The sequence below is a fragment of the Streptomyces sp. NBC_00009 genome (genome assembly GCF_045040855.1).
GTDB classification, from domain to species: domain Bacteria; phylum Actinomycetota; class Actinomycetes; order Streptomycetales; family Streptomycetaceae; genus Streptomyces; species Streptomyces aureus.
The window spans coordinates 3,600,757-3,624,989 of sequence record NZ_CP108312.1; the positions used below are offsets into that span (position 1 = coordinate 3,600,757).

Annotated in this window: 28 protein-coding genes and 1 pseudogene; 15 read left to right on the forward strand and 14 right to left on the reverse strand. The window is 71.6% G+C overall.

Going from position 1 to position 24,233, the window contains the following annotated elements:
• Positions 1 to 59: 59 nt before the first annotated feature.
• Positions 60 to 959: an LCP family protein gene (locus OHA58_RS16145; protein ID WP_405479387.1), complete on the reverse strand. Its 900-nt coding sequence runs from the start codon at positions 957 to 959 to the stop codon at positions 60 to 62.
• A gap of 377 nt (positions 960 to 1,336) precedes the next feature.
• Between OHA58_RS16145 and OHA58_RS16150 the strand changes: the two genes are divergently transcribed.
• Positions 1,337 to 1,576 carry a hypothetical protein gene (locus OHA58_RS16150; protein WP_405479389.1) on the forward strand — a complete coding sequence of 80 codons (240 nt, stop codon included), beginning with the start codon at positions 1,337 to 1,339 and terminating at the stop codon, positions 1,574 to 1,576.
• A gap of 9 nt (positions 1,577 to 1,585) precedes the next feature.
• Here the strand turns inward: OHA58_RS16150 and OHA58_RS16155 are convergent, their stop codons facing one another.
• Positions 1,586 to 1,996, reverse strand: a complete 411-nt coding sequence (locus tag OHA58_RS16155; RefSeq protein WP_405479390.1) for a rodlin — start codon at positions 1,994 to 1,996, stop codon at positions 1,586 to 1,588.
• Between the two features lie 235 nt (positions 1,997 to 2,231).
• Between OHA58_RS16155 and OHA58_RS16160 the strand changes: the two genes are divergently transcribed.
• The 3 genes from OHA58_RS16160 (at position 2,232) to OHA58_RS16170 (ending at position 3,967) form a co-directional block, all read left to right on the forward strand.
• Positions 2,232 to 2,642 (forward strand): rodlin, encoded by a 411-nt coding sequence (locus OHA58_RS16160; protein WP_405479391.1) that lies wholly within the window; start codon positions 2,232 to 2,234, stop codon positions 2,640 to 2,642.
• A 227-nt stretch (positions 2,643 to 2,869) separates the two neighbouring features.
• Positions 2,870 to 3,058: a chaplin gene (locus tag OHA58_RS16165; protein WP_405485000.1), complete on the forward strand. Its 189-nt coding sequence runs from the start codon at positions 2,870 to 2,872 to the stop codon at positions 3,056 to 3,058.
• Positions 3,059 to 3,160: 102 nt separating this feature from the next.
• Complete coding sequence (locus OHA58_RS16170; protein WP_405479393.1) at positions 3,161 to 3,967, forward strand: chaplin; 807 nt, start codon at positions 3,161 to 3,163, stop codon at positions 3,965 to 3,967.
• Positions 3,968 to 4,236: 269 nt separating this feature from the next.
• On the opposite strand, the gene OHA58_RS16175 is transcribed toward OHA58_RS16170, so the two are convergent.
• Positions 4,237 to 4,626, reverse strand: coding sequence for a hypothetical protein (locus tag OHA58_RS16175; protein WP_405479395.1), 390 nt, complete (start codon positions 4,624 to 4,626; stop codon positions 4,237 to 4,239).
• Positions 4,627 to 4,943: 317 nt separating this feature from the next.
• Between OHA58_RS16175 and OHA58_RS16180 the strand changes: the two genes are divergently transcribed.
• Positions 4,944 to 6,296 carry a glycoside hydrolase family 26 protein gene (locus OHA58_RS16180; RefSeq protein WP_405479396.1) on the forward strand — a complete coding sequence of 451 codons (1,353 nt, stop codon included), beginning with the start codon at positions 4,944 to 4,946 and terminating at the stop codon, positions 6,294 to 6,296.
• A gap of 34 nt (positions 6,297 to 6,330) precedes the next feature.
• On the opposite strand, the gene OHA58_RS16185 is transcribed toward OHA58_RS16180, so the two are convergent.
• The 9 genes from OHA58_RS16185 to OHA58_RS16225 all read right to left on the reverse strand — a co-directional run bounded on the left by OHA58_RS16185 (position 6,331) and on the right by OHA58_RS16225 (position 16,153).
• Positions 6,331 to 7,458 (reverse strand): GNAT family N-acetyltransferase, encoded by a 1,128-nt coding sequence (locus OHA58_RS16185; RefSeq protein ID WP_405479397.1) that lies wholly within the window; start codon positions 7,456 to 7,458, stop codon positions 6,331 to 6,333.
• Positions 7,458 to 8,120 carry a lipopolysaccharide biosynthesis protein gene (locus OHA58_RS16190; protein ID WP_405479399.1) on the reverse strand — a complete coding sequence of 221 codons (663 nt, stop codon included), beginning with the start codon at positions 8,118 to 8,120 and terminating at the stop codon, positions 7,458 to 7,460. Before OHA58_RS16190 ends, OHA58_RS16185 begins: the two co-directional genes overlap by 1 nt.
• Positions 8,121 to 8,127: 7 nt before the next feature.
• Positions 8,128 to 9,270, reverse strand: a complete 1,143-nt coding sequence (locus OHA58_RS16195) for a glycosyltransferase (protein ID WP_405479401.1) — start codon at positions 9,268 to 9,270, stop codon at positions 8,128 to 8,130.
• Positions 9,267 to 9,968, reverse strand: a complete 702-nt coding sequence (locus OHA58_RS16200; RefSeq protein ID WP_405485002.1) for a polysaccharide deacetylase family protein — start codon at positions 9,966 to 9,968, stop codon at positions 9,267 to 9,269. Before OHA58_RS16200 ends, OHA58_RS16195 begins: the two co-directional genes overlap by 4 nt.
• Before the next feature lie 97 nt (positions 9,969 to 10,065).
• Entirely contained in the window at positions 10,066 to 11,730 is a 1,665-nt protein-coding gene (gene murJ / locus OHA58_RS16205; protein WP_405479403.1) for a murein biosynthesis integral membrane protein MurJ, read from the reverse strand.
• Positions 11,727 to 13,106: an O-antigen ligase family protein gene (locus OHA58_RS16210; protein ID WP_405479404.1), complete on the reverse strand. Its 1,380-nt coding sequence runs from the start codon at positions 13,104 to 13,106 to the stop codon at positions 11,727 to 11,729. The genes murJ and OHA58_RS16210 overlap by 4 nt, the downstream gene beginning before the upstream one ends.
• A 4-nt stretch (positions 13,107 to 13,110) precedes the next feature.
• Positions 13,111 to 14,592: an exopolysaccharide biosynthesis polyprenyl glycosylphosphotransferase gene (locus OHA58_RS16215; RefSeq protein ID WP_405479405.1), complete on the reverse strand. Its 1,482-nt coding sequence runs from the start codon at positions 14,590 to 14,592 to the stop codon at positions 13,111 to 13,113.
• Positions 14,589 to 15,722, reverse strand: a complete 1,134-nt coding sequence (locus OHA58_RS16220; RefSeq protein WP_405479407.1) for a glycosyltransferase — start codon at positions 15,720 to 15,722, stop codon at positions 14,589 to 14,591. Before OHA58_RS16220 ends, OHA58_RS16215 begins: the two co-directional genes overlap by 4 nt.
• Positions 15,632 to 16,153: a hypothetical protein gene (locus OHA58_RS16225; protein ID WP_405479408.1), complete on the reverse strand. Its 522-nt coding sequence runs from the start codon at positions 16,151 to 16,153 to the stop codon at positions 15,632 to 15,634. The genes OHA58_RS16220 and OHA58_RS16225 overlap by 91 nt, the downstream gene beginning before the upstream one ends.
• 296 nt (positions 16,154 to 16,449) lie before the next feature.
• On the opposite strand from OHA58_RS16225, the gene OHA58_RS16230 reads away from it, so the two are divergent.
• The 9 genes from OHA58_RS16230 to OHA58_RS16270 all read left to right on the forward strand — a co-directional run bounded on the left by OHA58_RS16230 (position 16,450) and on the right by OHA58_RS16270 (position 21,881).
• Positions 16,450 to 16,686 (forward strand): chaplin, encoded by a 237-nt coding sequence (locus tag OHA58_RS16230; protein WP_405479410.1) that lies wholly within the window; start codon positions 16,450 to 16,452, stop codon positions 16,684 to 16,686.
• Between the two features lie 234 nt (positions 16,687 to 16,920).
• A complete protein-coding gene (locus tag OHA58_RS16235) occupies positions 16,921 to 17,616 on the forward strand; it encodes a hypothetical protein (protein WP_405479411.1) in 696 nt (231 codons plus the stop codon).
• Positions 17,617 to 17,884: 268 nt separating this feature from the next.
• The gene (locus OHA58_RS16240) at positions 17,885 to 18,169 is read left to right on the forward strand and encodes a hypothetical protein (protein WP_405485004.1); all 285 of its coding nucleotides are present in this window, start codon (positions 17,885 to 17,887) and stop codon (positions 18,167 to 18,169) included.
• Between the two features lie 83 nt (positions 18,170 to 18,252).
• On the forward strand, positions 18,253 to 18,498 hold the full coding sequence (locus OHA58_RS16245; protein WP_405479412.1) for a chaplin: 246 nt from the start codon (positions 18,253 to 18,255) through the stop codon (positions 18,496 to 18,498).
• Positions 18,499 to 18,689: 191 nt separating this feature from the next.
• Positions 18,690 to 19,190 (forward strand): DUF5949 family protein, encoded by a 501-nt coding sequence (locus OHA58_RS16250; protein ID WP_405479413.1) that lies wholly within the window; start codon positions 18,690 to 18,692, stop codon positions 19,188 to 19,190.
• Positions 19,191 to 19,207: 17 nt separating this feature from the next.
• Complete coding sequence (locus tag OHA58_RS16255; protein WP_405479414.1) at positions 19,208 to 19,882, forward strand: vitamin K epoxide reductase family protein; 675 nt, start codon at positions 19,208 to 19,210, stop codon at positions 19,880 to 19,882.
• Positions 19,883 to 19,998: 116 nt separating this feature from the next.
• The gene (locus OHA58_RS16260) at positions 19,999 to 20,505 is read left to right on the forward strand and encodes a hypothetical protein (RefSeq protein WP_405479415.1); all 507 of its coding nucleotides are present in this window, start codon (positions 19,999 to 20,001) and stop codon (positions 20,503 to 20,505) included.
• Between the two features lie 35 nt (positions 20,506 to 20,540).
• Positions 20,541 to 20,984 carry a tyrosinase family oxidase copper chaperone gene (locus tag OHA58_RS16265; RefSeq protein WP_405479417.1) on the forward strand — a complete coding sequence of 148 codons (444 nt, stop codon included), beginning with the start codon at positions 20,541 to 20,543 and terminating at the stop codon, positions 20,982 to 20,984.
• Positions 20,985 to 21,023: 39 nt separating this feature from the next.
• Positions 21,024 to 21,881, forward strand: coding sequence for a tyrosinase family protein (locus OHA58_RS16270; protein ID WP_405479419.1), 858 nt, complete (start codon positions 21,024 to 21,026; stop codon positions 21,879 to 21,881).
• A gap of 60 nt (positions 21,882 to 21,941) precedes the next feature.
• Here OHA58_RS16270 and OHA58_RS16275 read toward each other — a convergent pair whose 3' ends face one another.
• Both OHA58_RS16275 and OHA58_RS16280 read right to left on the reverse strand, forming a co-directional pair.
• Positions 21,942 to 22,235 (reverse strand): chaplin, encoded by a 294-nt coding sequence (locus OHA58_RS16275; RefSeq protein WP_405479420.1) that lies wholly within the window; start codon positions 22,233 to 22,235, stop codon positions 21,942 to 21,944.
• A gap of 203 nt (positions 22,236 to 22,438) precedes the next feature.
• Positions 22,439 to 23,569 carry a PP2C family protein-serine/threonine phosphatase gene (locus OHA58_RS16280; RefSeq protein ID WP_405479422.1) on the reverse strand — a complete coding sequence of 377 codons (1,131 nt, stop codon included), beginning with the start codon at positions 23,567 to 23,569 and terminating at the stop codon, positions 22,439 to 22,441.
• Positions 23,570 to 23,879: 310 nt separating this feature from the next.
• On the opposite strand from OHA58_RS16280, the pseudogene OHA58_RS16285 reads away from it, so the two are divergent.
• Positions 23,880 to 24,119 (forward strand): annotated as a pseudogene (locus OHA58_RS16285) (flotillin family protein); the annotation flags it as partial.
• Positions 24,120 to 24,233 lie beyond the last annotated feature (114 nt).

Genomic DNA, 24,233 nt, shown 5'->3' on the forward strand with positions numbered 1-24,233 from the left:
AACTGAGCCGGGCTGATGCGGTTTCGCGGTGCAACCCGATTGGCCCAGCGCACTTACGGTCAGGAACAGGCCAGCGTGTTCCCGCGCACCGCCTTCTCGCCCCCGATGCGCGGGGGGTCGGAGGGCTTCACGGTCGAGTTGCGCGGGGTGAGGGTCCGGTCCTTGTTGAGCGTGGCGAACAGCTTCTTCGCCGCCGCCTTGTCCCACTTCAGCGTCTCTCCGACGCCTTCGATGACCGGGTTGAACCCGGCGATGGGCACGGTGGTGAACTCGGCCCGCGAAGGGGACAGCCGGCTCAGATCGGTGCCGAAGGAGACGAGATCCTTCGGCGTGAACCCCTGGTCTACCTTCGTCGCACCGAGCACCGTCCGCGCCAGGTCGATCGCCCTGCCCGGATCGGCGAGGATCCCGCCGGTGACGAGTCGGTGCATGACGCTGATCAGGAAACGGTGCTGGCGCTGGATCCGCCCCAGGTCGGCGCTTGCGTCCACATGGCGCGAGCGGACGTACTGCAAGGCCTTACCGCCCCCGAGGCGGTGCCGGCCGGGCCGGAGGTCGAGCTTGGTGGCCGAGTCGGACAGCCGCCTGGAAGTGCAGACGTCCACCCCCTCGACCGCGTTCACGCTGTCCATGAACCGTCTGAAGTCGATCTGCAGATAGTGGTCGACCCTGACGTTCGTCATGGCCTCCACCGTGCGGACCGAGAGCGCGGGACCACCCTCCGCGAAGGCCGCGTTGATCTTCGCGGGGTGGGCGGGGAACTGCTCCCCGGTGCCCGGGTCACGGTGCGCGGGGATCTGCGCCAACGAGTCCCTGGGGAGGCTGACCACGCTGACCTGGTCACGCCTCTGCGAGAGATGGATCAGCATCAGCGAATCGGTGCAGTCGCAGGCGACGCCACCGGCGTGGAACTTCTTCTTCTCCCGGCTCGAGATGGTGTCCCGGCCATCCGTCCCCATGAGCAGAATATTCGTGCCGTGGCCCGCGGCAGGGCGGTTCACGGCGCCGCTGAACGCATCGACCCGCTGAATCCTGTACGGCAGCGCGGATACGGAATTACCCACAACGGAAACCGCCGTCGCGATAAGTACACCCAGGGCTGCCGCGCCCAGGCGGACGTTTCTCCGACGGCTCGTTCGTGAAGGGCGTTTCGTCACCGGATTCACTCCACAGCAGAGGGACAGATCTGACGGCACCGTATGCCAGCCGAATAGCTTGAACAGTGACCGCCCCGCGTGCCGCCGGGAAGTAACTCTTTCGCCCTAAAGGGAACTGTTTCGGCTTCCCGAGAAGATGGAACAGAAGCCAGAGATCGCCACGAGGAAGGCGAAGTGCTGTGCCGGAGAACAAGAACCGCCGACCGTCCAAGGCATTTATTCCGCAGAGCCGGGAGTCGCCCGAATACCGAATCGACGAACCCCTTTACGGGGCGCTGCTCGACAACTGGAGGCAGCGGGGGAGAACGCTTCCCGGGCTGCCCGACCGGGAGTGGGACGAGATCGTCGCCCGGGACATCTGGCCCCGCGACGGCCGAGGCCGTTGGGCCGCCGGACAGGCGGACGGCCCAACGGAATGACGCCGCGGCTCAGTCGTTGGCCGTGCCGTTGGCCGACAGGACCGGGATGTCGTCCAGGATGTGCGAGAGCGGCTCGTCGCCCTTGGCCTGCGTGGAGTTCTCGACACACTGCTGGTTCTGCGGGGCGGACAGAACCGGGATGTCCTGCACGGAGATCGGCACGACGCCGACCAGCGAACCGACGTCGGCCTTGGCCGGCAGGCCGATGCAGGGCTTGTTCAGCGAGCCCTGGATGAGCGCCATCTGCGGGCTCATGTCACCGGTCGTGTAGGAGTTGCCGTAGGCCTGCTCGGCGCCGTTGCCGCTGAAGGACGTGGTGCCACCGTCGTTGTCGATCGCCATGGCCTGGGGGGCTGCGACCGCCGAGATACCGGCGACCGAGGCGGCGACTGCGGCAGCCGCCATGACCTTCTTCATCATGATGAATTCCCTTCTCGTTGCCCCCGACCCGGGAGCCCCCTGCCCAACTCCGATTTACGCACATGGTTGTCCGGGTTCACTCTGACGGGTTCGCCCGGGCATTGCCGAATAAATGACTATCAGCCGATCGCTCTCTGCACGTGCAGCCCGACCGAGTGAAGTGCCGCAACCATTTCAGCCGAGGCCCTGTTGTCCGGGCAGCGTTAACTGGCGTCTGTGCGAAAAGGAACTGGAAATGCTTAAGAAGGCAATGGCAGCGGCTGCGGTCGCCGTTTCGGTCGTAGGCGTCTCGGCTGTGGCCGCCCCTCAGGCGCTGGCCCTCGGTGACGACGGCAGCACGACGTCCACGAGCGGCGTCGGCGCCCAGCAGGCGTACGGCAACTCCACGACCGACGGTGACCAGAGCCCGCAGCTCGGCGCGGTCCAGGGCTCGCTGAACAAGCCCTGCATCGGTCTGCCGGCCAAGGGCGACGTCGGTTCGCTGATCGGCGTCGTGCCGATCACCGTTCAGGACATCTCGGTCCTGTCGGCACCGCAGAACCAGCAGTGCGCGGAGAACTCCACGCAGGCCAAGGGTGACGAGCCGCTCTCGCACATCGTGGACGACGTCCCGGTCCTGTCCGCGAACGGCACGGCCAACGGCTGATCCACCAGCCCCGGGAACCCGGGCCGCCCGCCTTCTCCGGCGCGGCGGCCCGGTTTTCTTTGCCTTGAGAGCCCTTTCTTTAACGCGGACGGCTCAGTTCCCTTCCGCCTCACGGCTCGTTTTCACACCGAGGTAATGACCTCAGTCATGAACGACGAGAGAAGGGTAAGAGAGTGAATCTCAAGAAGAGCGCGACGATCCTCGCCGGCGTTGTGCTGGCCCTGGGCATGGCCGCTCCGGCGTTCGCCGATACCGGTGCCAGTGCCGAGGGTGCCGCCCTCACTTCGCCGGGTGTCATCTCCGGCAACGTGGTGCAGGTCCCGGTCAACATCCCGGTCAACCTGTGCGGCAACACCGTCGACGTGATCGGCGCGCTGAACCCGACGCTCGGCGACGGCTGCGCCAACGACGACTGATTACTGATTCAACGCCCCGGCCGTCGGGCCGCGGCTCCGCCGGCCTTGGACGCGTCCAGCACTCCAAGGCCGGCTTTCATCTGCGAGCAGGAAGACAACTAGATGCGACAGGCCCTGAACTTGGGAATGGTCGCGGCTGCGGCCGCGACGAGCATTCTGTCCCTGCCGGGCTCCAGTGCGTTCGCCGCGTCGGGCGCAGACGGGCAGGCGGCGGGCTCCCCCGGCATTCTGTCGGGCAACACGGTCCAGGCACCCCTGGATGTGCCGGTGAACGCGTGCGGAAACACGGTCGACGTCGTCGCCGGACTCAATCCGGCTTTCGGCAACTCCTGTGAGAACGACGGGGGTTCGCACCCGTCGTCCACTCACGGCGGCGGCTCCGACCGCGCCGCCGGCGGTACGGCCCACGGGACCGGGGACGACGGATACCGCGGCGGTGACGACATGTCCGGGGGCGGTGCCCACGCCGGGAGTGACGTACAGCAGTCGCCCGGCATCCTGTCGGGCAACTCCGTACAGGCTCCGGTGGACGCCCCCGTCAACGTGTGCGGGAACTCCGGGAACGTGGTCGGTGCGGTCAACCCGGCCACGGGGAACCACTGTTCCTCCGGGGTGGCCACCCCGGAGGAGATCTCCTCCGGAGTGGCCACCCCGGAGGAGATCTCCGAGGTGCCTCCGCCCACCGTCCGTGCCGTCGAGCCCCCTGTCACGGTCCAGCCGCCGGCGGTGCAGAGGCTGACTCCCCCGCACGCGAAGGTCCCCGTACAGCACGTCCATGTCGCGGGCAGGCGCACGCAGTTGGCGCAGACCGGGGCGGAGCAGAATCTGCTGGCCGCCGCGGCGGCGAGTGCAGGGCTGCTGATCGGTGGCGGGATCCTCTACCGGCGGGGACGTACCGCCGCCCGGTGACGCGATCGCCGCACGCCAGGCCGGGAAGAACCCACGTTCGTGTTCTTCCCGGCCGGCGGAGAGGGCCGTTCAACCGCTTGCTGCCAACCCACGGCGTAATCGCCGACGGCTGACGGGGGAGGCAGCCGGGCCCCTCTCACAACCGGGCCAGTCCACCACCGGGCGGCCCCCGCTGCGGAACCGATTCACCCGTTCGCCCGCACCGTCACTCCAAAGGACGTCACGGGCGCGAACGCACCCGCGGCGGTCCCGGTCACCTGTCCGACCGTTCAGCGGTCGGCCGTCGCCGACGGGTCGTGTACCGACCTGCTGCCCGGCAACGTGAGGCCCCCCGAGGGGCGCCCGCCGCACAGTCGCCGTACGACCCCGGCCACGAGATGCGGCGCGGTGAACGACGCGCCGTGCACGAAGCGCATCGACGGGCCGAAGTCCGCCGCGGTCATCAGGCCCGCGAGGAAGAGCCCCGGCCTGCGCGACTCGAAGCCCGACCCGACGCGAGGCGTCACGTGCGGGTCCGCACCGCGTCCCGCACGCAGCGCGGGCAGCTGCACCTTGTCGGCGACGCGTTCGGTGAGGCCGACGGGCTGGTCCGGCAGGAGGTGGCGGGTGAGGAGTTCCTCCCACAGCCGACTCACCGCAATGGCTCCCGCGTCGTCCATGGGAATGAGGACGACGGGTCCCGCACCCGCTCACCGAGACCCGGCGCAGCGTGGCGCCGGTCTCCTCCAGGGAGGCGTCCGGGCCCGGCGGCGGATGCTCCCCGCTCACCAAACTGGACCGCCGTACGGGACTGCCCTGCGAGGCGGCCACCACGCAGCCGCACGGCGGGAACGCTGTTGTCTAGCACGCGGGGAGATTCCTGGTGATAGCCCGAACGGGCGACGAAAGAGGCGTGCGGGCCGGTCCCCGGTTGGCGCATAACCCATACGTGTGACTGAGTGTCAGCAATGAAAGAAGTGCGGCACGAGGAGTAGGCATGTCCCCACAACGCCGAAGGGCCACGAGCCGGCGCATCCCCTTGATGACGGCCGGGATCTTCGCGTCAGCGGTGATCGCGTCCGGTTCGGTCTCCGTCGGCACGGCCGGGGCCGCCGCGCCCGGCGACACGCCACCGCCCGAATCCGCCTCCCCCGTCCCCGGGGTGGCACAGCCGTCGGCCGCACCCGCCCAGACCCCCGCACCGGCACCGGTCGACACGCCCGCCCCCACCACGGCACCCACTCCGGCGCCCACCCCCACAGGCGGCGTCACGGATGCCCAGGCGAACACCTCGACGTTCCCCGCGTTCGGTGCCTACCTCGACTACGGGCCGAGCGGCGTGCAGCGCATGGGACGGCTCAGCAAGTGGCTCGGCGGCTCCGAACTGCGCGTCGGGCACACCTACCTGCCGGGCGACGTGTGGAGCAACATCGAGGGCGCCCCCGGGTTCCTGGAGGACTGGGCGAGGTGGCGGCGCGAGCGGGACGACCGGCTCTTCGTGCTCAACGTCCCGATGCTGGAGCGCAACGAGGAGCACGTCGGTGACGCGGAGGTCCGCTCGCTCCTGCGGCAGGGCGCGGCCGGCGACTTCGACGAGCACTTCCGCCGCCTCGCCCAGCGCCTCGTCGACCTGAAGGTCCCGGACACGGTGCTCGTGCCCGGCTGGGAGATGAACGGGACTACGTACACGCACCGGTGCGGGCCCGACCCGGAGGCCTGGAAGGCGTACTGGAAGCGGATCGTCACGACGATGCGGTCGGTGCCGGGGCAGAAGTTCCGCTTCGACTTCACGCCCAGCCGGGGCCTCGACGCCGTGCCCTGGACCAAGTGCTATCCGGGCGACGACGTCGTCGACGTGATCGGCATGGACGCGTACGACCAGCCCGAGGGCAAGTCGTTCTCCGAGCAGATCTCGGAGCCGTACGGGCTTCAGGAGCACGTCGACTTCGCCAAGGCGCACAACAAGCCCATCTCGTACCCGGAGTGGGGCCTGTTCCGTAACGGGGACAACCCGGAGTACATGCGGCGCATGATCGGGTGGATCGACCGGCACAGGCCCCTCTACAACACGATCACGGACTACTGCCCCCACGGTGTCTGGCAGTGCGACGAAAACCCCCAGGCGTCGCAGGTGTACCGCTCGATGCTCTCCGGCCGCCTGGAGCCGTCGCTGCCGAAGCCCACGGAGCCCACGCAGCCGACGACACCCGAGACACCGCCGGTCACGCCTCCGGTGACGCCGCCGGTGACGCCGCCCAACTGCGCGCCGCTCGACCTCGGCGACTGGGTGGAGTACTGGCTCGGCGGGAAACTGTGCCTCCGGTTCGACTGGTGGTCGCGGTCCTCCTGACGCGCCGGTGTCCCGGCCGGTGGCGGCGCGGTCGTCACGATGTGTCGCCACTCCGGGCCTTCCATGCGCGCAGCGCTCTCTTGCCGAGGCGGCGTGCCGTCACGTCGCCGACGGCGAGGGCGAGCCCCGCCGACGTGCCGGGCCGGGCCAGCACGAAACGCTGGTTGACGACGCTGTGGGGACGCCAGTGGTGCTTGTGCGGCTCGTCGCCGCGCAGCAGGCTCAGGGAGCCGGACGCGCGCTCCTGGACGTGCTCGCTGCACGAGCGCAGCAGCATCGTGGTGATGTCGGCCTTGCGTTCGCGCAGGTCCGGATGGGCGCCGTACAGATAGCCGCCGACCAGGCGCGGCGACAGGAAGGTCAGGTCGGCGGCGAGCACCGTCTCGTCGATGCGGAACTCGGTCACGACCGCGTCGCCCGACCTCGCCATGCGGGAGACCGAGCGGGTGAGGTGCTCGGAGAAGCGCGGCCTGAGGTGTTCCGTCGTCACCTTGCGGCCCTCCCACTGCAGTTGGTGGAGCTCGACCAGACGCCGCACCGAGCCGTCGACCTCGTTCTGCGGGACGATGCGGCGCTCGATCCCGAGGGCGTCCAGCTTGCGGATCTTGGCGCGGGCGCGCTGCCCGCGGGACCCCGGCAGCCGGCCCACGATGTCGTCCATCGGGACGGGCGGCAGCTCCAGGCAGAGGGAGTCGTCGAGGCGGCGTCTCGGCCCCGGCCACCGTTCGTAGAGGCGCTCGACGGCGCTTCCCGGGCGGGCCTCACGGAAGTCGATCACATGGGTGCGGGCGAGCCGCCACAGGACGTCGCCCAGCACGCGGGCCCCGGCGCCTTCTCCCCCACCGCCACCGCCGCCGTCGTCGACGAGGACGTCGCAGAAGTCGGAGATGCTCCCGCCGAGCGGCACCAGGACCGGCAGGGGCCGCCACCGCCGCATCAGCGGCGCCACGGCGACGAGCCGCCCGCCGTCACGGACCAGGACCACGCACAGGCCGCGCCCGGACCCGTACGAGAGCCACCAGGAGTGCAGCCAGGCATGGCTCTGGAACGGGGTGGCGGTGCGTGAACTGCGGTACAGCGCCTCCCACTCCTGGCCCAGCTCGCCGAACCGGACGCTGTCGGTGCACACCTCGACCGACAGGTCCCCGCCCCCGGGCCGCATCAGACACTCCCGTGCAGATCCGCGGCCGCGGCGGGCCCGGGGACGGTCGCGTTCGTCTCCGTCCGCTCGCGCCGGGGCCGGACCAGCATCACGAGCCCGCCGAGGAGGCCGCCCGCGCTGGCGCCCACGAGCGCGGTCACCTGGGGGGACGCCGAGGACGGCGCGGTGGGCTTCATCGCGCGCGAGAACTGGAGGAGCTTCACCTTGGTGCTGTCCTGCGTGTGGTTGGCGTCGGCGGTCAGCGCCCGCGCCACCGCGTTGGCCATGGCGGCGGCCTCGCGGGGCTTCGCGGACGTCGCCGACACCGCGACCATCGGCGCGTCCGGCGACGTCTCCGCCCGCACGCTGCTCTGGAGCTTCTTCACGGGAACCCGCGCCCGCACCTGGGCGTCGCCGAGCACCGCGATCTGGGTGGCGACACGTCCGTAGGCCTGGGCGAAGCCGAGCGCGGCCGACGGGTCGGACTTTCCGTCCGGCACCGCGATCACATAGCTCGTGGCGGAGTACTGCGGCGTCTTCAGGACGCCGTACGCGCCGCCCGCGACACCGCCCAGGAGGACCCCGGCCGCGATCAGCGACCACAGGGGCAGGCGCTTCACGCGGGCGGCCGTCCGGGCGAGGGGACCGGCCGGGCCGACCCGCCGGTGAGGAGCATCGGTCATCACTTACTCACTCTCGAACTCTCGAATCCGAACCGCCCAGGGCCGCCGCGTACAGCCGCAGGTGCTGTTCGGCGCTTCGGGCGATGCTGTAGTGGTGGGCTGCCGGGGACGGGGTGCGGCCGGAAGGGCGGGCCGCCACGATCCGCAGCGCCTGTCGTGCGAACGACTCCGGGTCGCCGGGGACGCGGACCGCCGCGGACTCCAGGTGCGGCGGCAGGTCCTCGACCGCGGGGCAGCTGACGTAGAGGACGGGCAGCCCTGAGGCGAGTCCCTCCACGACGGCGAGGCCGAACGCCTCCTCGTCCGACGGGGAGGCGAGCAGGTCCATCGCGCTCATGAGGGCCGGCAGATCGGGGTCGCCCACGCGGCCCGAAGGCGACGCGTAGGGGCGCTCGCCGGCGAACACGACGCGGCGCACGACGCCCAGCTCCTGGGCGAGCCTGCGCAGCCGCTGCTCCTCGGGACCGTCCCCGACGAGGAGCAGCCGTACGTAGTCCGGCAGTTGGGCCAGGGCCCGCAGGAGGACGTCGAAGCGCTTGCCGGGGACGAGACGGCCGACTCCCCCGATGACGAAGTCGTCCCGGTGCAGGCCGAACACGTGGCGGGTGGCGTCGCGCAGCGCAGGGTCGTGGGCGAAGCGCTCCACGTCGATGCCGTTGGGCACGACGTGGATACGGTGCCGGGGCACCCCCCACCGCGCGAGGCGCCCGGCCACCGACGGGGAGACCGCCAGGGTGGCCCGGCCCACCCGCTCGCCCGCCAGATAGAGCGCGCGGACACCGGCGGACAGCGGGCGCCCCTCCATCCGGCTCTCGCCCAGCGAGTGCTCGGTGGCGACCACGGCGCGGACCCCGGCGAGGCGCGCGGCGAACCGGCCGTAGACGCAGGCGCGGTACAGGTGCGTGTGCACGAGGTCGTAGCGGCCGTCGCGCACGAACCTGGTGAGCCGGGGCAGCGCGCCCAGGTCGCGGTTCCCGGTCATGCCGAGGTGCACGACGCGGATGCCGTCGGCGGTCAGGCCGCGGGCGACCGTGCCCGGGTTGGTCAGGGTCACCACGTCGCTGTGGACGGGCAGATGGCGCAGCAGGAGCCGCAGCTGCTGTTCGGCTCCCCCGGCGCCGAGGCCCGTGATGACGTGCAGGGTCCTCATGTACGGGCCTCCGGCGCGGTGGACGGGCGGCGGCGCAGGCGGTGCAGGCGCAGCTTCAGTTCGAGGCGCCAGGCCGCGTCCTCCTGGCCGACGTGGACGCGCGGCAGGGCGAATTCACCGGTGAGGTCGCCCGGCGAGATGGCGCAGGCGTAGCGGTATCCGGCATGGCGGACGGCGTCCGCGACACGGCGGTCGACGGTGCCGTAGGGGTAGCAGAAGCCGGGGACCTCGCGTCCGGTGAGTTCCTCCAGGCGTCTTCGGCTGTCCTCGGTCTCCGCGCGCAGGACGCGGTCGTCGACGTGGGTGAGGTCGACGTGCGTCAGGCCGTGCGAGCCGATCTCGATGCCCGCGGACGCGGCGGACCGGATGCCGCGTTCCGACAGGAGCGGCTTGCGCGGGCCCAGCGGGTCCCACTCGTTGACGCCGTCGAGGCGTCCGGGCAGGACGAACAGGGTGGCGCCACAGCCGTAGTGGCGCAGCAGCGGCAGGGCGTTGTCGACGAAGTCGCAGTAGCCGTCGTCGAAGGTGAGCCCCACCAGGCCGCGGTCCGTGCCGAGCGCGCGGGCCTGAAGGAGCGCCGCCATGCCCACCCCGCGCAGCCCGCGCCTGCGCAGCCAGCGGAGCTGTTCCTGGAGGCGCTCGGGGGAGACGGTGACGCGGTACGGGTCGTCGCGGCAGTCGTCCACGGAGTGGTACATCGCGACCCACATCGGCGCGTCCGGGAGCAGCCGGCGAGTGCGGTCCGGGAGCCACGGCCGGGCGCGCGGAACGTCTCCTGTCGCGGTACGTCCTGTGTCAACGGGCATGCCGGAGCCTCCTGGTCGCGGAGCGGACAACGGGAACGAGGGGCGCGAGGGACTCGGCCCTCAGCGCCCACAGGAGGACGACGAACACGGCCGTCACGGCGAGACACCCGGCGGCACCCGCCGCGAGCGGCGACGTGAAGGAGGCCGCGGCCATCAGCCCCGCCACGGTCGCGCCCGCGGCGGCGAGCAGCGGCTTGCCCATCTCGGCCAGGACCCTGGAGACGTCGACCGGGACGCTGCGCCGGTCCATCGCGGCGAGCAGGAGTACGGCCGTGAGGGTGATCCCGAACGCGTTGGCCCCGGCGATGCCCCGTACGCCCCACAGGTCGACCGCCCAGGAGCCCACGCCGGCGGTGGCGCCCATGCCCACGGCCATCGCGCCCACCGGGTACCAGGTGGGGCGGCCCGCCGAGAAGTAGGAGCGGACCAGGGCGCCCACCATGGAGTGGCCGAGGAGGCCGAGGGCGTAGACGCGCATGACGGACGCCGTGGCGGCGGTGTCGTCGGCGGTGAACGCCCCGCGCTGGAACAGGACATGGATGATCTGCGGGGCGCAGGCGAAGATCGCGGCGGCGCCGAGGAGGACCACGCAGGCGGCGAGGCCGAGGTCACGCTCGACGCGGGCGCGGGCCGCCGCGATGTCGCCGCGCGCGACGGCCTGCGCCACGACCGGGAACGTGACGGTGCACAGCATCAGGGAGAGCACCATCGGCAACTGAGACACCTTCTGCGCGTAGTTCAGGTGCGAGATGGAGCCCGCGGCGAGCGACGAGGCGAGGAAGCGCTCGATGAACACCTGCGACTGCTTGCACAGGGCGAAGGTCAGGACGGCGGCGATGAGCCCGAGGCGCATGGCCCGCCCCTGGGCCGCGGCCTCGCCCCCGGCCTCGCCCGCAAGCCTCTCGGCGGCCTTCGCGGAGCTCAACCTCCGGTGGAACGCGGGCAGTTGGACCGCCACCATCAGACAGCCGCCGACGGCCACACCCATCGCGGCGGACCGCACACCGAAGCGCGTCCCGCACACGAGCATCGTGGCGATGATGCCGATGTTGTACGCGACGTAGATCGCGGCGGGTGGCAGATAGCAGCCGTGGGCCCGCAGCGCCGCGCTGCAGTATCCGGTCAGGCCGAACGTGAGGGCGCAGGTGGCGGTCAACCGTGTGCAGTCGACGGCCAGTCGGGGGTCGGGCAGGCCGGGCGCCAGGACGTGCACGAGGAAGGGGGCACCGGCGATGAGCAGCGCGGCCGCGGCCAGGAACGCGAGGCCGAAGCGGGGCAGTGAGGACGACACGAGGGACCGTACGGGATCGGTGCCTTCGGCCTGCGCGCGGCGGGCGACGGCCGCGCTGAACGCGGGCACGAGCACGAACGCCAGGCCGTCCTCGATGAGGAGCGTGGAGGCGAACTCCGGGACCGTCCAGGCGACCAGGAACGCGTCGGTCTCGCTGCCCGCGCCGAAGAGGTGCGCGAGGGACTGGTCGCGGCCGAGACCGAGGATCGCCCCGGCGGCCGAGAGGAGGGCCGTGAGCAGCGCGGCCCGCGCGAGGCGGCTGTTCGACGCTCCGGAGGGCTCGGTGGCGGGTGGCCCGGTCCGGAGCTGGGCGGGCAGGCCCACGGCCGTCCGGGTGTCGCCGTCCGCGGTGGGGATGGTCACGGCGTCGCCGCCTCCTTCAGGGGCGCCTGCGGCGCCAGGCCCCACCAGGCGGCGAGGCCGATGACGAGGGCGGTCAGGACGGTCGACGGACCGCCGATGTCGGCGTACACGAAGTCCACGAGCTGCCAGCCGAGCAGGCCGCACGCGACGAGGCCGCAGTCCGGGCCGGGCCGGGTGCCCGCGCCGCGGCCGAGGCGGCGCAGGGCGAGCAGCAGCAGCGCGACCCAGCCGCCCGCGAGGGCGACCAGGCCGAGCAGGCCCTGCTCGCTGAGGATCAGCAGGTACATGTTGTGCGGGGACAGCAGCGGCTGGCGCTTGAACGCGGCGCCCGCGCCCGCCGTGTCGCTGCCCGAGGAGAGCGCGAGCGAGGCGTGGCTGTCGCGTTGGGCGGTGAACCCCTTGAGGCCGACGCCCGTCGCCGGGTGCTCGCTCCACATGTCGACGGCCGCGGCCCACATCGTGTACCGGTCCGTGACGGACTGGTCGGGGGCGTCGGCGACCTGCGTGATGCTGCTCATGCGTTCCTGGAGCAGCTGCGACCCGACGCCGAAGCCGCCCACCAGGACGACGGCGACCGCGGCGGTCACGGCGAACAGGCGGACGGCGCGCCGCACCCCGGCGAGCAGCACCTGCGCGCCGCAGGCCACGACGGTCGCGATCCACGCGCCCCGGCTGAAGGACAGCGCGAGCGGCAGGAGCAGCGCGAGCGCGCACAGCAGGGCGGGCGTGCGCCGGGCGGCGGTGCGGGCGCCGAGGGCCAGGCCGACGGCGGCCACGAGCCCGTACGACACCACCGTCGCCATTCCCATGACGTCCGTGGGGCCGAAGGTGCCGACGGCGCGGATGTCCTCGCCCATGTACGAGGCACCGGTCCCGGTCAGGTACTGGTGGACGCCGATGCCGCCCTGCCACAGCGCGAGCCCCACGAACGACCGGGCGAGCAGCCGGAAGTCGCGGCGGTCGCGGACCAGGACCAGGACGGACACGGGGACGAGGACGAAGATCTGGCAGTAGCGGACCATGCCGACGAGCGCGGTCGACGGCGAGTCGGCGCCCGCCGCGGCGACGGCGATCCCGACGACGGGCATCCCGAGGGTGATCGCGGCGGTACGTGTCAGGGGGCGCTCGGCGCGGCGCAGGGTGACGGCCACGCAGACGGCGACGACCAGGCCGGAGACCGCGTCGGCGAGGCTGCCGCCGCCGGATCCCGCCGAGCCGGGCGTCAGCGGCAGGCCGAGCACGGCGACCATGAGGAGAACGGGGAGCACGGGCGCGTACCGGCCGAGGACGGCGACGAGCGCGACGGCCGGAGCGGGCCGCGCACCTGTCGGACCTGGAGCCGTACGCAGTCCGGCGTCCGCGGGAGAGGCAGTCACCCGGTCAACTCCCCGTGGAACGTACGAGCGCGGCCGCGGTGCGCACCAGGATGCTGATGTCCTGCCACAGCGACCAGCTGTCGATGTACGCGTTGTCGAAGCGGGCGCGGTCCTCGATGGAGGTGTCGCCGCGCAGGCCGTGGATCTGGGCGAGGCCGGTGATGCCGGTCGGCATGCGGTGCCGCTCGGCGTATCCGGGGTGGGCCTGGCTGAACTGCATGACGAAGTAGGGGCGTTCGGGGCGCGGGCCGACGAGGCTCATGTCGCCGCGGAACACGTTCCACAGCTGGAGCAGCTCGTCCAGGGAGGTGCGCCGCAGGAACCGGCAGAACCACGCCATGCGCTTCTCGTTCGCGACGCTCCACCGGGTGGCGGACTCCATCGCGTCGCTCGGGCGGTGCGTGCGGAACTTCAGCAGTGTGAAGGGCTTCCCGTCCTTCCCGACGCGCTCCTGCCGGAAGACGACGCCGGGCCCCTCGGCCAGGCGCAGCCACACGGCGCACACCAGCAGGACCGGGCTGGTCAGGACGAGGAGGGTGCCGGAGACGACGAGGTCGAGCGCGCGCTTGCCGGCGCTGCCGCGGCGGCGGGCGGGCGGCCGCGGACGGTAGCGGAACCCCGCGAGGTGCCGGGCCGCGTCACCGGAGCGCGCCGGGTACGGGGCGGCCGACGGGTCGAACTCCCAGACGCCGCAGCCGTATTCGCCGAGCACCGCCAGCCAGGCCGCCCGGTCGTGCGCCGCACCCTCCAGAAGGAGCGCCCGCCGCACCCCGTTCTGGATGATCGCGCGGCGCAGTTCGTCGGCCGTGCCGAGGACGGGGAGGACGGGAAGGTCAGCCCCGTCGTGGTCGGGCGGATGTTCGGGCTCCTTGTCCGCCAGGATGCCGACCGGGCGCACGCCCGACCGCGGGTGGCGCAGCAGGGCGGCGGCGACCGGCCGGGCGAGGGTCTCGGGGCCGATGAGGAGGGTCGGGCAGGGACGGCGCGCGGCGGCCTCGCGGCGCCGCCAGTAGACGAGGCCGCGGCCCGCGCCCGCGAGGAGGCAGTGCAGGGCGGCGCCCGCCGCGAGCGCGCCGGCGGGCAGCGGATCGAGCTGCGGGAACCCGGCGAGGGCGGCCGCCATGACGCACCAGATCACCACGACGCGGCCGCCGATCGCGGGCCAGTCGTCGAGCAGGAGACGGGGCGCGTCGCCGCGGTAGAGGCCCGCGCGCGCGTTCGCCGCCGCGACACCGGCGGCCAGCGCGATCACGAGCAGGGGGTAGCGCTGGACCGGCGTGATCATGAGGGTGCTCAGCACGGCGGCCGTACCGTCGGCCGCCAGGAGGGACGTGCAGGAGGGGTGCCGCGCGGCCGTGCGTCTGCCCGCCGGTGACGGGCGGCCGCCCGCCTCGGCGCGTGGCGGGATGACCGAGGCGAGGAGGGTGCTCGGTGCAGTGGCGCGTGGCTGCCCCGCGGGGGAGGCAACGGTACGTTCCCCGGTCACGTGTTGATGGGCTCCCTGCACTCGGTGGGCTCCGCGCCCAGTAGTTCGCGGTACACGTCTGCGACCGCGTCGGCGGTGCGCCGCACGTCGTGGTGCGCCCGCGCGTGCCGTAGGGCGAGGCCGCCGAGAGCGCCGAGCCGGTGGGGATCGCGCAGCAGACCGGTCAGCGCGCGGGCGAGCGCGGCGGGGTCGTCCGGCGGTACGACGCAGTCGGACACGAGGCCGGCGGGCAGGCTCTCGCGGGCGCCGTCCACGTCGGTGACGACGACGGGCCGCCCGCAGGCCATGGCCTCCAGGGGCGCGAGCGCCATGCCCTCCCAGCGGGACGGCAGCACCACGAGGTCGGCCTGCCGGTACCAGGGCACGGGGTCGTCGGCCCCCACGAACCGCACGGAGGCGGTGGCCTGCCGGCGCAGCGCCGCCGCGTCGGGCCCGTCCCCGACCAGCACGAGCCGCGCCCGGGGGAACCTCTCCTGTACGAGGGGCCAGGCGCGCACCAGGACGTCCTGGCCCTTCTGGCGGCAGATGCGCCCGACGCAGACCACCAGCGGATCGGCGGTGGCCTCGCGCGGTTCGGGGGCGGGCACGAAGCGGGTGAGGTCCACGCCGTTGGGGATGACGTCCCAGCGCGCGGTGATCCCGGCGCGCTCGCCCGTCGCGCGCTCCGCCTCGCTGACGCAGACGACCCGGGAGGCCCAGCGCGCGCCCCGGCGCTCCCACTCGAGGGCGAGCCGGGCGGTGGGGCCGTCGACCGCCTCGAAGGACCAGGCGTGCGGCTGGAACACGGTGGGGACCCGGCCGCGCACGGCGAGGCGGGCGGCGAGTCCGGCCTTGGCGCTGTGCGCGTGGACGAGGGTCGGCCGCACCTGCGCCACGAGCCTCGCCAGGCCACGGACTTCGCGGGCGATGCCGGGCCCGGGCGAGCGGGTCGCCTGCCACGGCAGGACGTCACAGCCGATGCGGCGCAGCGACCCGGCCAGGGGCCCGTCGGGCGGACAGGCCACGCTGATCCGCATGCCCGCGGAGAGCTGTGCCTCGGTCAGATCACGGACGACGCGGGCCACTCCGCCGTCGACGGGCTGGGTGACATGGAGGACACGCGGTCGAGGGGGTGTCGCTGTCGGTTGCATGCGCGTTTCCCTTCGTGATGGAGGAGGGAAACGCGCGAGGGCCTGGCGTCGACCGCTGCGAAGAGCACGCCGGTCCAGGCCGTGTCCCGCCGCGATGTCATCCGGAGGTCGGGCCCCGACCCCCGCTGTCTGATGCTCCGGCCGAGCGCGAAGACGTCCGAGTCGTAGCCGAGGGTGTTGGCGTACGCGGGGACCCTTCGCGGCTGCGCGCGTCCCGGTTCACTGATGCTCGAATTGAGCACGTCGTCGGCCGGGTTGGCCGCCCGGACCACTCCGCCGTGCTGGAGCGCCCGGTAGCACTGGGTGAAACCGATGCGCTCCGCCTCCCGCGCGGGCGGCGCGGCCGCGGCGCCACACGTCGCGGAATTCGCGGCAGGAGAAATGACGCCCACCGCCGTACGGCGCAGGAGCGAGCCCAGGTGATGGCGCATGACCGATTCCCTTTCAGGGACAAAGAGCTTCTGAATCACGGAATGAGGATGCGAAAGTCACATTGGACGGGAAGCACTTCTGCGCCCCCCTCGCCGGGCTGGGAGGTGAATCACTGTAGCCACAGATGAGCATTTATCTGTGAAACCCGACATGTGTGTCGGAATGGTGAAAGGGGTGAAGTCTCCGCCGCGCAGTCACCCGAACGGGGGCGCAACCCCGCACGGGTGGCGCGCGTTGATCCACGAGCCGGGCGCCTGCCCCGGAGACGTATCAACCGACCGAGGAGCACTCCCCCATGTCGCGTACCGCGAGGGCCTTTGTCTTTTCCACCGTCGCCGCCGCCGCTCTGGCCGGCTCCGCCGGCGTCGCCGCCGCCAGCAGTGACGCGCAGGGTGCCGCCGCCCACTCCCCCGGCGTGGTCTCGGGCAACACCGTCCAGGTTCCCGTCCACGTCCCCGTGAACCTCTGCGGCAACACGGTCAGCGTGATCGGCCTGCTGAACCCGACGTTCGGCAACCACTGCGCCAACTGATCCGGTTCCCCCGGACCCTTCCGCGGCCGCCCCGTTCGGGGCGGCCGTTCCTGCGTTCGTTGCGCCGTATGGGGGGAGGGCCCCAAAGACACCCCGAACGGGCGCCCCACCTGGCACGACACGCCGAGAGACGAGGGTGATCGCGCACGGCGTGTCGCCGCTCGGTTGCGTAGTGCGATCAGTCATCCCACGGTGGTCACAAGATCGGACACACACCACCGAAAGGGAACACACATGCCCCATCAGCCCGTACGGCGCATTGCTACCACCGCTCTTTGCGCGATGATCCTCCTCGGCACCGCCGCTCCCGCGATAGCCGCCGAAAGCGACCCGGGAAGCTCCAACAGCGTCGAGGCACTGCGCGCACCGGTTCCCGGAGCGGATGCGCTGCTGGGCCAGGTAGGCGCACTCGGCAGCCTGAGTTCCGTCGTGACCCCGGTCACGGACCTGCTCACCGAGATCCTCAAGGCCGACGACGGAAAGCTGTCCGCCGAGGCGGCACAGAAGCACGCGGACGCGATCAAGGCGGCGATCGACGCCGCCAAGGCCACCGTCCCCGCGACCACCACGACACCGAAGTCGACCACCCCCGACGACGCCAAGGCGGCCCGGAAGGACGTGAAGGGCGACGCCCTGACCGCGCTCCAGACCGCCGTCGACGCGCTGCTCAAGGCGTCGACCGCGGGTGACGTCGCGGGCGTCGCCACCGCGGCCACGACCGTCGTCACCGCCCTGGTGAACCTCCTCGCGGCCACCCTGCTCGGCGCCGGGCTGCCCGCGCCGACGCTGCCCGGCCTGCCCAAGCTCCCCGCGCTCCCCGGACTCCCGCTCCCGTCCACGGCGTCCGTGCCGTCCACCTCCACGCTCCCGAAGACGCCGGCGCTCCCGAAGACGCCGGCGCTTCCCCAGACTCCCGCCCTGCCCAACTGACGGGGGCGCGCCCGCGTCGAAGCGGGCACCCCCACCCACCCGCCGCGCCGGTCCCGTACCGGCGCGGCGGGCTTTTCACGTCCCAGCCGTGCCTGATCGGGCGCCCTGCGCCGACAATTCGCCTCTGCCCAAATCTCATATGAGAACTCCACGGCCCTTCATTCGAGTGGGTTCGGCAAATCCCCTGACCTCAGAGTTTCCGTTGCCGGGGACGCTCGTTGGATATTCCGTCGCTGGTGACAAATCGTCACCCCAAGGAAGGAACATGATGAAGCCCCTGAAGGCCGCCGCCGTCGTCGCCGGATCCATGGTCATCGCCGGTGCAGCCGCACCCGCGTTCGCCTCCGACCTCACGCCGACGAGCCTCAACGGCGCGATCGACACCCTGAGCCGCCAGTCGGTGCTCGACGCCCAGCCGCTGCACACCAACATGCTCGACACGGAGCAGGGCGGATCGGTCCTCAACACGGTGCAGAACACGGCGGACAACGTGAACGACGCCGGCGCGGGCGCCCCGGCCGGACTTCTCGGCGGCCTTCCCCTCGGCAAGTAGCGATCTGCGCGGGCGTGTTCCTGCCACCCGCCGCACAACCAGCTTCATAAGCTGCAAAAACCCCTATTGGGAAGGTTTCAGTGATGAATACTGCCAAGAAGGCTGCTCTGGTCATGGCCGCCGCCGGTCTCGCTGCGGGCGCCGCTTCGGGCAGCGCCTTCGCCCACGGCGGCGCCGACGCACACGGTGCGGCGGCCGGCTCCCCCGGCGTCGGTTCGGGCAACGTCGCCCAGGTGCCGATCGACGTTCCGGTCAACGTCGTCGGGAACACCGTCAACGGCATCGCCGGCCTCAACCCGGCCTTCGGCAACAGCGGCCACAACGGCTGACGCACCCCTTCGCGCACTCTTCGCGCGAAGCGGCACAGGCCGACGAGAGGCTGGTCCCACCGCACCTAGCGGCCCCGGACCGGCCTCTCGGCATGTCCGGCGCGGCCCCAATTCTCGTTCGAGTGGGGGCCGTTCCCCCAAGCGGGTGAAAGGTCGCCGGGGCACCCGTCGAGCGTGGCTACGCTGCCGTGGTGACTTCAACGCCGACTGAGAACCGCGCCTTCCGCGCCATCGATCTGGGCACCCTCGCCGTCATCGCGTGGAGCGGCGAACACCCGGACGAGGCAGGGGACATGCCCTTCCTGCTGGCCTACTCCCTGGGGGACGGCGCGGGCGGGCAGGAGGCATCGACCGAAGCGGTACGGGCCCTGCTGGAGAACAACGGCCTGCCGGTCGGCAAGGTCGTGGACGCCACGCGCAAGCCCGGCTTCCCCGTCTCGCTGCTCGTCGAGGCCGGCCAGGCCGTCGTCAACATGCCGTATCTCAACGCCCAGTGCGTCGCGCCCCCCGAGTGGCTGGCCGCCGCGGCCGAACGCGGTTACGCGTACTTCGTGTTCACCACGCGCCCCTGGACCTCGGCAGTGCCCGGCAGCCCGGTCGCCGAGGAGGATCTCGCCTCGTTCGCGGGCGACGAGGCGACGCTGACCGGCGCGGCCCACTGCCTGCTCCCCGTACGCAAGCTGCGCGTCTGACCAGAAGGAAGTGGCCCATGGGAACCACGAACACCGAGGGACGCCCGGCCCGGATGCCGCGCCAGTCCGGCCCAACTCGGCACAGTGACAGCTCGGTTGAGTCGTTGCGTGCCGCCCCGGAGTCCCGTTCCCTGGGTTTCGCCCTGCTTCTGGTGATCACCGGTGCGGCGGGGCTGCTCGCGGCGTGGGTCATCACGATCGACAAGTTCAAGCTGCTGGAGGACCCGAACTTCACGCCGGGATGCAGTCTCAACCCGGTGGTGTCCTGCGGGAACATCATGAAGAGCGACCAGGCGTCGGCGTTCGGGTTCCCGAACCCGATGCTGGGTCTCGCGGCCTACGCCGTCGTGATCTGTGTGGGGATGAGTCTGCTGGGGCGGGCGAGGTTCCCGCGCTGGTACTGGCTGACGTTCAACGCGGGCACGCTGTTCGGGGTCGGATTCTGCACGTGGCTGCAGTTCCAGTCGCTGTACCGGATCAACTCGCTGTGCCTGTGGTGCTGTCTGGCGTGGGTCGCCACGATCGTCATGTTCTGGTACGTGACGTCGTTCAACGTGCGCAACGGGTTCCTGCCCGCGCCCTCCTGGCTGCGGTCGTTCTTCGGTGAGTTCACGTGGGTCCTGCCCGTGCTGCACGTCGGGATCATCGGGATGCTGATCCTGACGCGCTGGTGGGACTTCTGGACCAGCTGATACACACATCGGTCGAATGCACCGGTCGGGGGAAGTTTGCACTGATACCACCCGCCCGGTCGTTACTCCTTTCGCGGTGACAAGTACCGCGAAGCCCGAAAGGAACCGTGTCCGACATGAAGTCAACTGCCAGAGGGACGCTCACTGTACTGGCCGGCTGCCTCGCCGCCGTGGGCGCGGGCGCCGCTCCCGCCGCCGCGGGCGAGCAGGTACCCGTAGCAATTCCGCTGACCGGTGTGGAGAACGCGCTGCACGTGAAGGCGCCCGAGCTGTCGACCGGGGTGCCGATCCCGGTGCCGGGCGGACCCGACGCCCCGCGCTTCGCGGCCGGGCGGATGCTTCCCGAGCCACTGCTGCCGGCGGTTCCGCTCAGCAGCGAGCTGCCCGACACGCGGGTCGAGGCGCCGCTTTCCCAGGCGACGGGAGACCACAAGATCGATCACGTGGGCCTGACCACCGCGGGGTCCGACGTGCGGACGGCCACCCCCGGGGCGTCGGTGAACCCGCCCCTCACCGGCCCGGTCGGCGACCGGTTCGGGCTGCCGGACGTGGCACTGCCCGAGGCCGGGCTCGTCACGCCGCTTCTGACGACGGCGCCGGGAGCGGCGCTCGACATCGCGTGACCCGCACGCGGAGATCCTGAGGTCCGGAAGAGGAGATGCCAGTGGAAGCCGGTACCCCGCCTGTCAGTCTCGGTCCCGCCGGCCAGGGGCTCGTGACGCGCCGGACCGTGGTGCGGCGGCTGATCGGGGTCGCGCTCGCCGCCGCCGTGGTGCCGGGCGCCGCCCTCGTCGGCCGGGCCTTCCGCCACCCGCACGACGACCTGAAGGACGCAGCCGGCGGGGACTTCGAGGAGACCTACCGCGGCCGCCACATCCGCGGGACGCGAGGGCAGGGCTCGATGACGCCCGCGCACATCGGGCAGCGGTCCGGGCGCTGGGACGTCACGGTGGACGGCCGGCCGCTGCATCTGATGCGCCGCGCCGACGGCAGTTATCTGAGCATGGTCGACCACTACCAGTCGTATCCCACCCCCCTGGCCGCGGCGAGGGGGGCCGTGGACGAGCTCGGCGACCAGATGCTGCGCCGGCGCGCGCTCTGAGCGCCGCGGCACAGCCGAAGCTGAAGGAGGGGGACGGAGTTGGTCTACACGCGGCAGAACCAGAGCGCGCTCACTGCGGCGCAGAGGAAGCGGTTCGTGTCCGCGCTGCTCGCGGTCAAACGCAAGGGGCAGTACGACGAATTCGTGCGCATGCACATGGAGTTCTATGCCGGCGACGGAGACGGCGGGCAGCCGGTCGCGCACATGGCGCCGACGTTTCTGCCCTGGCACCGGCAGTTCCTCCTCGAGTTCGAAGGCGCGCTGCAGCGAGTGGATCCCGGAGTCTCCGTCCCTTACTGGGATTGGACGGTGGACCGCTCCCCGACGTCGTCGCTGTGGGGCGAGGGATTCCTCGGCGGGAACGGCCGACGCTCCGACCGAAGGGTGATGACGGGCCCTTTCGCCTACGGGAGCGGGCACTGGACCATCAAGGAGGGTGTGACGGAGGGCGAGTTCCTGACCCGGGACTTCGGCCGCCCCCACGATCCGATCGAGCTGCCCACGAAGGACGAACTGGCCTGGGCGATGCGGGATTCGCTGTACGACTCCGCACCGTGGAACTCGACGTCGTCGCGCGGGTTCCGCAACAAGGTCGAGGGCTGGACGTCGGGGGTGGGGAACGGCAAGTTCCGTAACCACAACCGGGTGCACCGGTGGGTCGGCGGGCACATGCTCGGGGCGGACTCCGTGAACGATCCGGTCTTCTGGTTCAACCACGCGTTCGTCGATCTGCTCTGGTCACGCTGGCACCGGAAATACCCCGACTCGGCCCCCTATCTGCCGGCCGGAGGGACGACGGGGACGGGACGTGTCGTGACTCTGGACGAGCCGATGCCGCCCTGGAAAGTGAAGCCGAGTTCGATGATCGAGCACGAGCATTTGTATCGGTACGCATAATCCGCGTCACTCATGAGAAAAGGCCCCCGCGCATCCGCGCCGGGGGCCTTTGTCGGGGTGTCAGCCGCCGTAGCCGCCTCCGTAGCCGCCGCCGTCGTGGCCCCCGTCGTGGCCCACACCGTTGGCGCAGGCGGTGCCGAAGGCCGGGTTCAGCAGAGCGATGACGTCCACGGTGTTGCCGCAGACGTTGACCGGGACGTGGACCGGGACCTGGACAGCGTCGCCCGAGATGACGCCGGGCGAGCCGACAGCCTCACCCTGGGCGCCGGCGTTGGCCATGGCCAGGCCGGCACCGCTGATCACCACGGCGCCGGTGCCGAGCGCGACAGCGGCGGCCTTCGCGATGCGAGACATCACGTTCTCCTTTTGCTGGACGGATACGGCCGCAAGATCGCGTCCGCATACCGGGTTCAACGGACTCGCCCCGCCCAGGTAACGGCCTTAACGACACCCATCCGACGGACCCCGATTTATGGGTATTCCAGCGGAATGGGGCGGCCGAGTTCTGTCGTGCACGGCTGCCTGCGCCGAAAATCGTCGGTAATTCGTGGCGCGGATTATGACGGGGCGGAGGGCACGAATGGTGGCGCGGTGCCGGACGGATCTTCGTGGCGGTGGCGCAGGAGAAGCATCGCCGCGTCGTCGTGCAGGGGGCCCGCCGCGTGGTGGACCAGGTCGGCGCGCAGCTCCTTGAGGGCGGCCTCCGGGTCGGGGTCCTTGAGGAGCGAGGCACGGTCGCCGAGCGGGTAGAAGTCTCCGGCCCGGTCCCGCGCCTCCGTGACGCCGTCGGTGTACAGGAGGATCTGGTCGCCGGGCGCGAAGTCCACCGTGTACGGCTCGGGCCCTTCCGCGCCGTGCACGCCGAGGCCGAGCGGCAGCGCGTACTGCGGCGGGCGCGGGAAGTGGGCCGAGCCGTCGGGGCGTACGAGCATGGGGGCCGGGTGTCCGAAGTTCAGGAACGTCACCTCGCTGCCGCCGCCCCGCACCTCGGCGAGCAGCGCCGTCACGAACTTCTCGCCGTGCAGGTCCCGGTCGACGGCGCGCTCCAGGCGGCGGCTCAGGCCGAGCAGTTCGGGCTCGTCGTGCGCGGCCTCGCGGAACGCGCCGAGGACGAGCGCCGCCGTCTCGACGGCGTCGAGCCCCTTGCCCTGCACATCGCCGATGATCACGCGTATGCCGCCCGGCGAGGCCACGACCTCGTACAGATCACCGCCGATACGGGCCTCCGCCACCGCCGACGTGTACGACACCGCCACCCGCAGCGGGCCGGCGCTGCGCGGCACCGGGCGCAGCAGTACGCGCTGGGCCACCTCCGCTATCGACCGCACGCTCGCCAGCTCCGCGTCCCTGCGGCCGCGCATCACGGCGGCGGCGATGCCCGTGGCGGTCACACCGAGGACGCAGATGAGCGCCGTGTATCCCCGGCGCTCCCCCAACTGCCCGTCGTCGACGGCGAGGAGTGAGCACAGGGCCATGGCGATGCCACCGATCCACGCCGTGCGCCGCCAGCTGCCGACGAGGCCCGCGAAGGCGGGGCCGAGCGACGCGAGCGGTAACAGGCCCCCGCCCGGCCCGGAGGCGACGTCGGCGAGCGCGACCAGGGCCATGACCGCGTAGGGCAGGGCGGACAGCACGCCGTACGCCCTGCCTCTCCCCCGGTTTCTTTCCTGGCCCTTCGCCTCGGTCATACGTCACCCCGGCTTGACCAACGGCCGGTGCAGTGGCGAAAGTTCCCGCAACGGCCTCGCAAAGGGAGGCAAAATCCGGCATCAATGAACAGTAAAGATTGCCGGGATATGGCAATGCGCGCGCTCCGTTCGTGGTGCGAGGATGTGGCCATCACCGAAGGGGGCGGCCGGTACGGGTACGGCCGGAAGGGGGATGCGGTGAAGGGTTTTTCTGGGGCTCGGCATCGCGGGGCTCGTTCTGCTGGTGCTGGCTCTCGTCTGGGAAGAGATCGCGATCGCGCAGCGGACCTTCTACGTCAACCACCCGGGACTGTCGCGTACGGTCGCCGACAACGTCGCGCAGGGCCTCGAACTCCTCAGTTCCACCACGGGGGTCGACCTGGCGTCGCTCCTGAAGGGGCTCACGTCGGGATTGGGGTCGGGATCGGCGTCGGGATCGGGGTCGGGGTCGGGGGCTTCGGCCAAGGGGCAGGTGTCTGCTTCTGTGTCCGCGGCCGGTTCCGCGGCCGCCGCGGGGAACAACGGGCGGATCGAGGTCGCCGGGGAGTAACTCCGCCGGCAGCAGCATCAGCAGGGCGGCGTCCGCCGTATGCAGGCCCGCGGGGGTCCGGTCCTCGGGTTCCGGCCCTGAGGATTCCGGTCCTCGGGCTTCCGGTCCTCGGGC

Excerpts from the sequence above, each read along its gene's own strand:
- OHA58_RS16185 (WP_405479397.1), bottom strand. The coding sequence starts at position 7,458 with ATGCGGCCCGGGGGCGGGGACCTGTCGGTCGAGGTGTGCACCGACAGC.
- OHA58_RS16190 (WP_405479399.1), bottom strand. The coding sequence starts at position 8,120 with ATGACCGATGCTCCTCACCGGCGGGTCGGCCCGGCCGGTCCCCTCGCC.
- OHA58_RS16280 (WP_405479422.1), bottom strand. The coding sequence starts at position 23,569 with ATGACCGAGGCGAAGGGCCAGGAAAGAAACCGGGGGAGAGGCAGGGCG.
- OHA58_RS16260 (WP_405479415.1), top strand. The coding sequence starts at position 19,999 with ATGAAGTCAACTGCCAGAGGGACGCTCACTGTACTGGCCGGCTGCCTC.
- OHA58_RS16275 (WP_405479420.1), bottom strand. The coding sequence starts at position 22,235 with ATGTCTCGCATCGCGAAGGCCGCCGCTGTCGCGCTCGGCACCGGCGCC.
- OHA58_RS16155 (WP_405479390.1), bottom strand. The coding sequence starts at position 1,996 with ATGATGAAGAAGGTCATGGCGGCTGCCGCAGTCGCCGCCTCGGTCGCC.
- OHA58_RS16145 (WP_405479387.1), bottom strand. The coding sequence starts at position 959 with ATGGGGACGGATGGCCGGGACACCATCTCGAGCCGGGAGAAGAAGAAG.
- OHA58_RS16170 (WP_405479393.1), top strand. The coding sequence starts at position 3,161 with ATGCGACAGGCCCTGAACTTGGGAATGGTCGCGGCTGCGGCCGCGACG.
- OHA58_RS16220 (WP_405479407.1), bottom strand. The coding sequence starts at position 15,722 with ATGCAACCGACAGCGACACCCCCTCGACCGCGTGTCCTCCATGTCACC.
- OHA58_RS16195 (WP_405479401.1), bottom strand. The coding sequence starts at position 9,270 with ATGAGGACCCTGCACGTCATCACGGGCCTCGGCGCCGGGGGAGCCGAA.
- OHA58_RS16160 (WP_405479391.1), top strand. The coding sequence starts at position 2,232 with ATGCTTAAGAAGGCAATGGCAGCGGCTGCGGTCGCCGTTTCGGTCGTA.
- OHA58_RS16240 (WP_405485004.1), top strand. The coding sequence starts at position 17,885 with ATGAAGCCCCTGAAGGCCGCCGCCGTCGTCGCCGGATCCATGGTCATC.
- OHA58_RS16265 (WP_405479417.1), top strand. The coding sequence starts at position 20,541 with ATGCCAGTGGAAGCCGGTACCCCGCCTGTCAGTCTCGGTCCCGCCGGC.
- OHA58_RS16165 (WP_405485000.1), top strand. The coding sequence starts at position 2,870 with ATGGCCGCTCCGGCGTTCGCCGATACCGGTGCCAGTGCCGAGGGTGCC.
- OHA58_RS16175 (WP_405479395.1), bottom strand. The coding sequence starts at position 4,626 with ATGGACGACGCGGGAGCCATTGCGGTGAGTCGGCTGTGGGAGGAACTC.
- OHA58_RS16230 (WP_405479410.1), top strand. The coding sequence starts at position 16,450 with ATGTCGCGTACCGCGAGGGCCTTTGTCTTTTCCACCGTCGCCGCCGCC.
- OHA58_RS16235 (WP_405479411.1), top strand. The coding sequence starts at position 16,921 with ATGCCCCATCAGCCCGTACGGCGCATTGCTACCACCGCTCTTTGCGCG.
- OHA58_RS16255 (WP_405479414.1), top strand. The coding sequence starts at position 19,208 with ATGGGAACCACGAACACCGAGGGACGCCCGGCCCGGATGCCGCGCCAG.
- OHA58_RS16200 (WP_405485002.1), bottom strand. The coding sequence starts at position 9,968 with ATGTACCACTCCGTGGACGACTGCCGCGACGACCCGTACCGCGTCACC.
- OHA58_RS16225 (WP_405479408.1), bottom strand. The coding sequence starts at position 16,153 with ATGCGCCATCACCTGGGCTCGCTCCTGCGCCGTACGGCGGTGGGCGTC.
- OHA58_RS16180 (WP_405479396.1), top strand. The coding sequence starts at position 4,944 with ATGTCCCCACAACGCCGAAGGGCCACGAGCCGGCGCATCCCCTTGATG.
- OHA58_RS16245 (WP_405479412.1), top strand. The coding sequence starts at position 18,253 with ATGAATACTGCCAAGAAGGCTGCTCTGGTCATGGCCGCCGCCGGTCTC.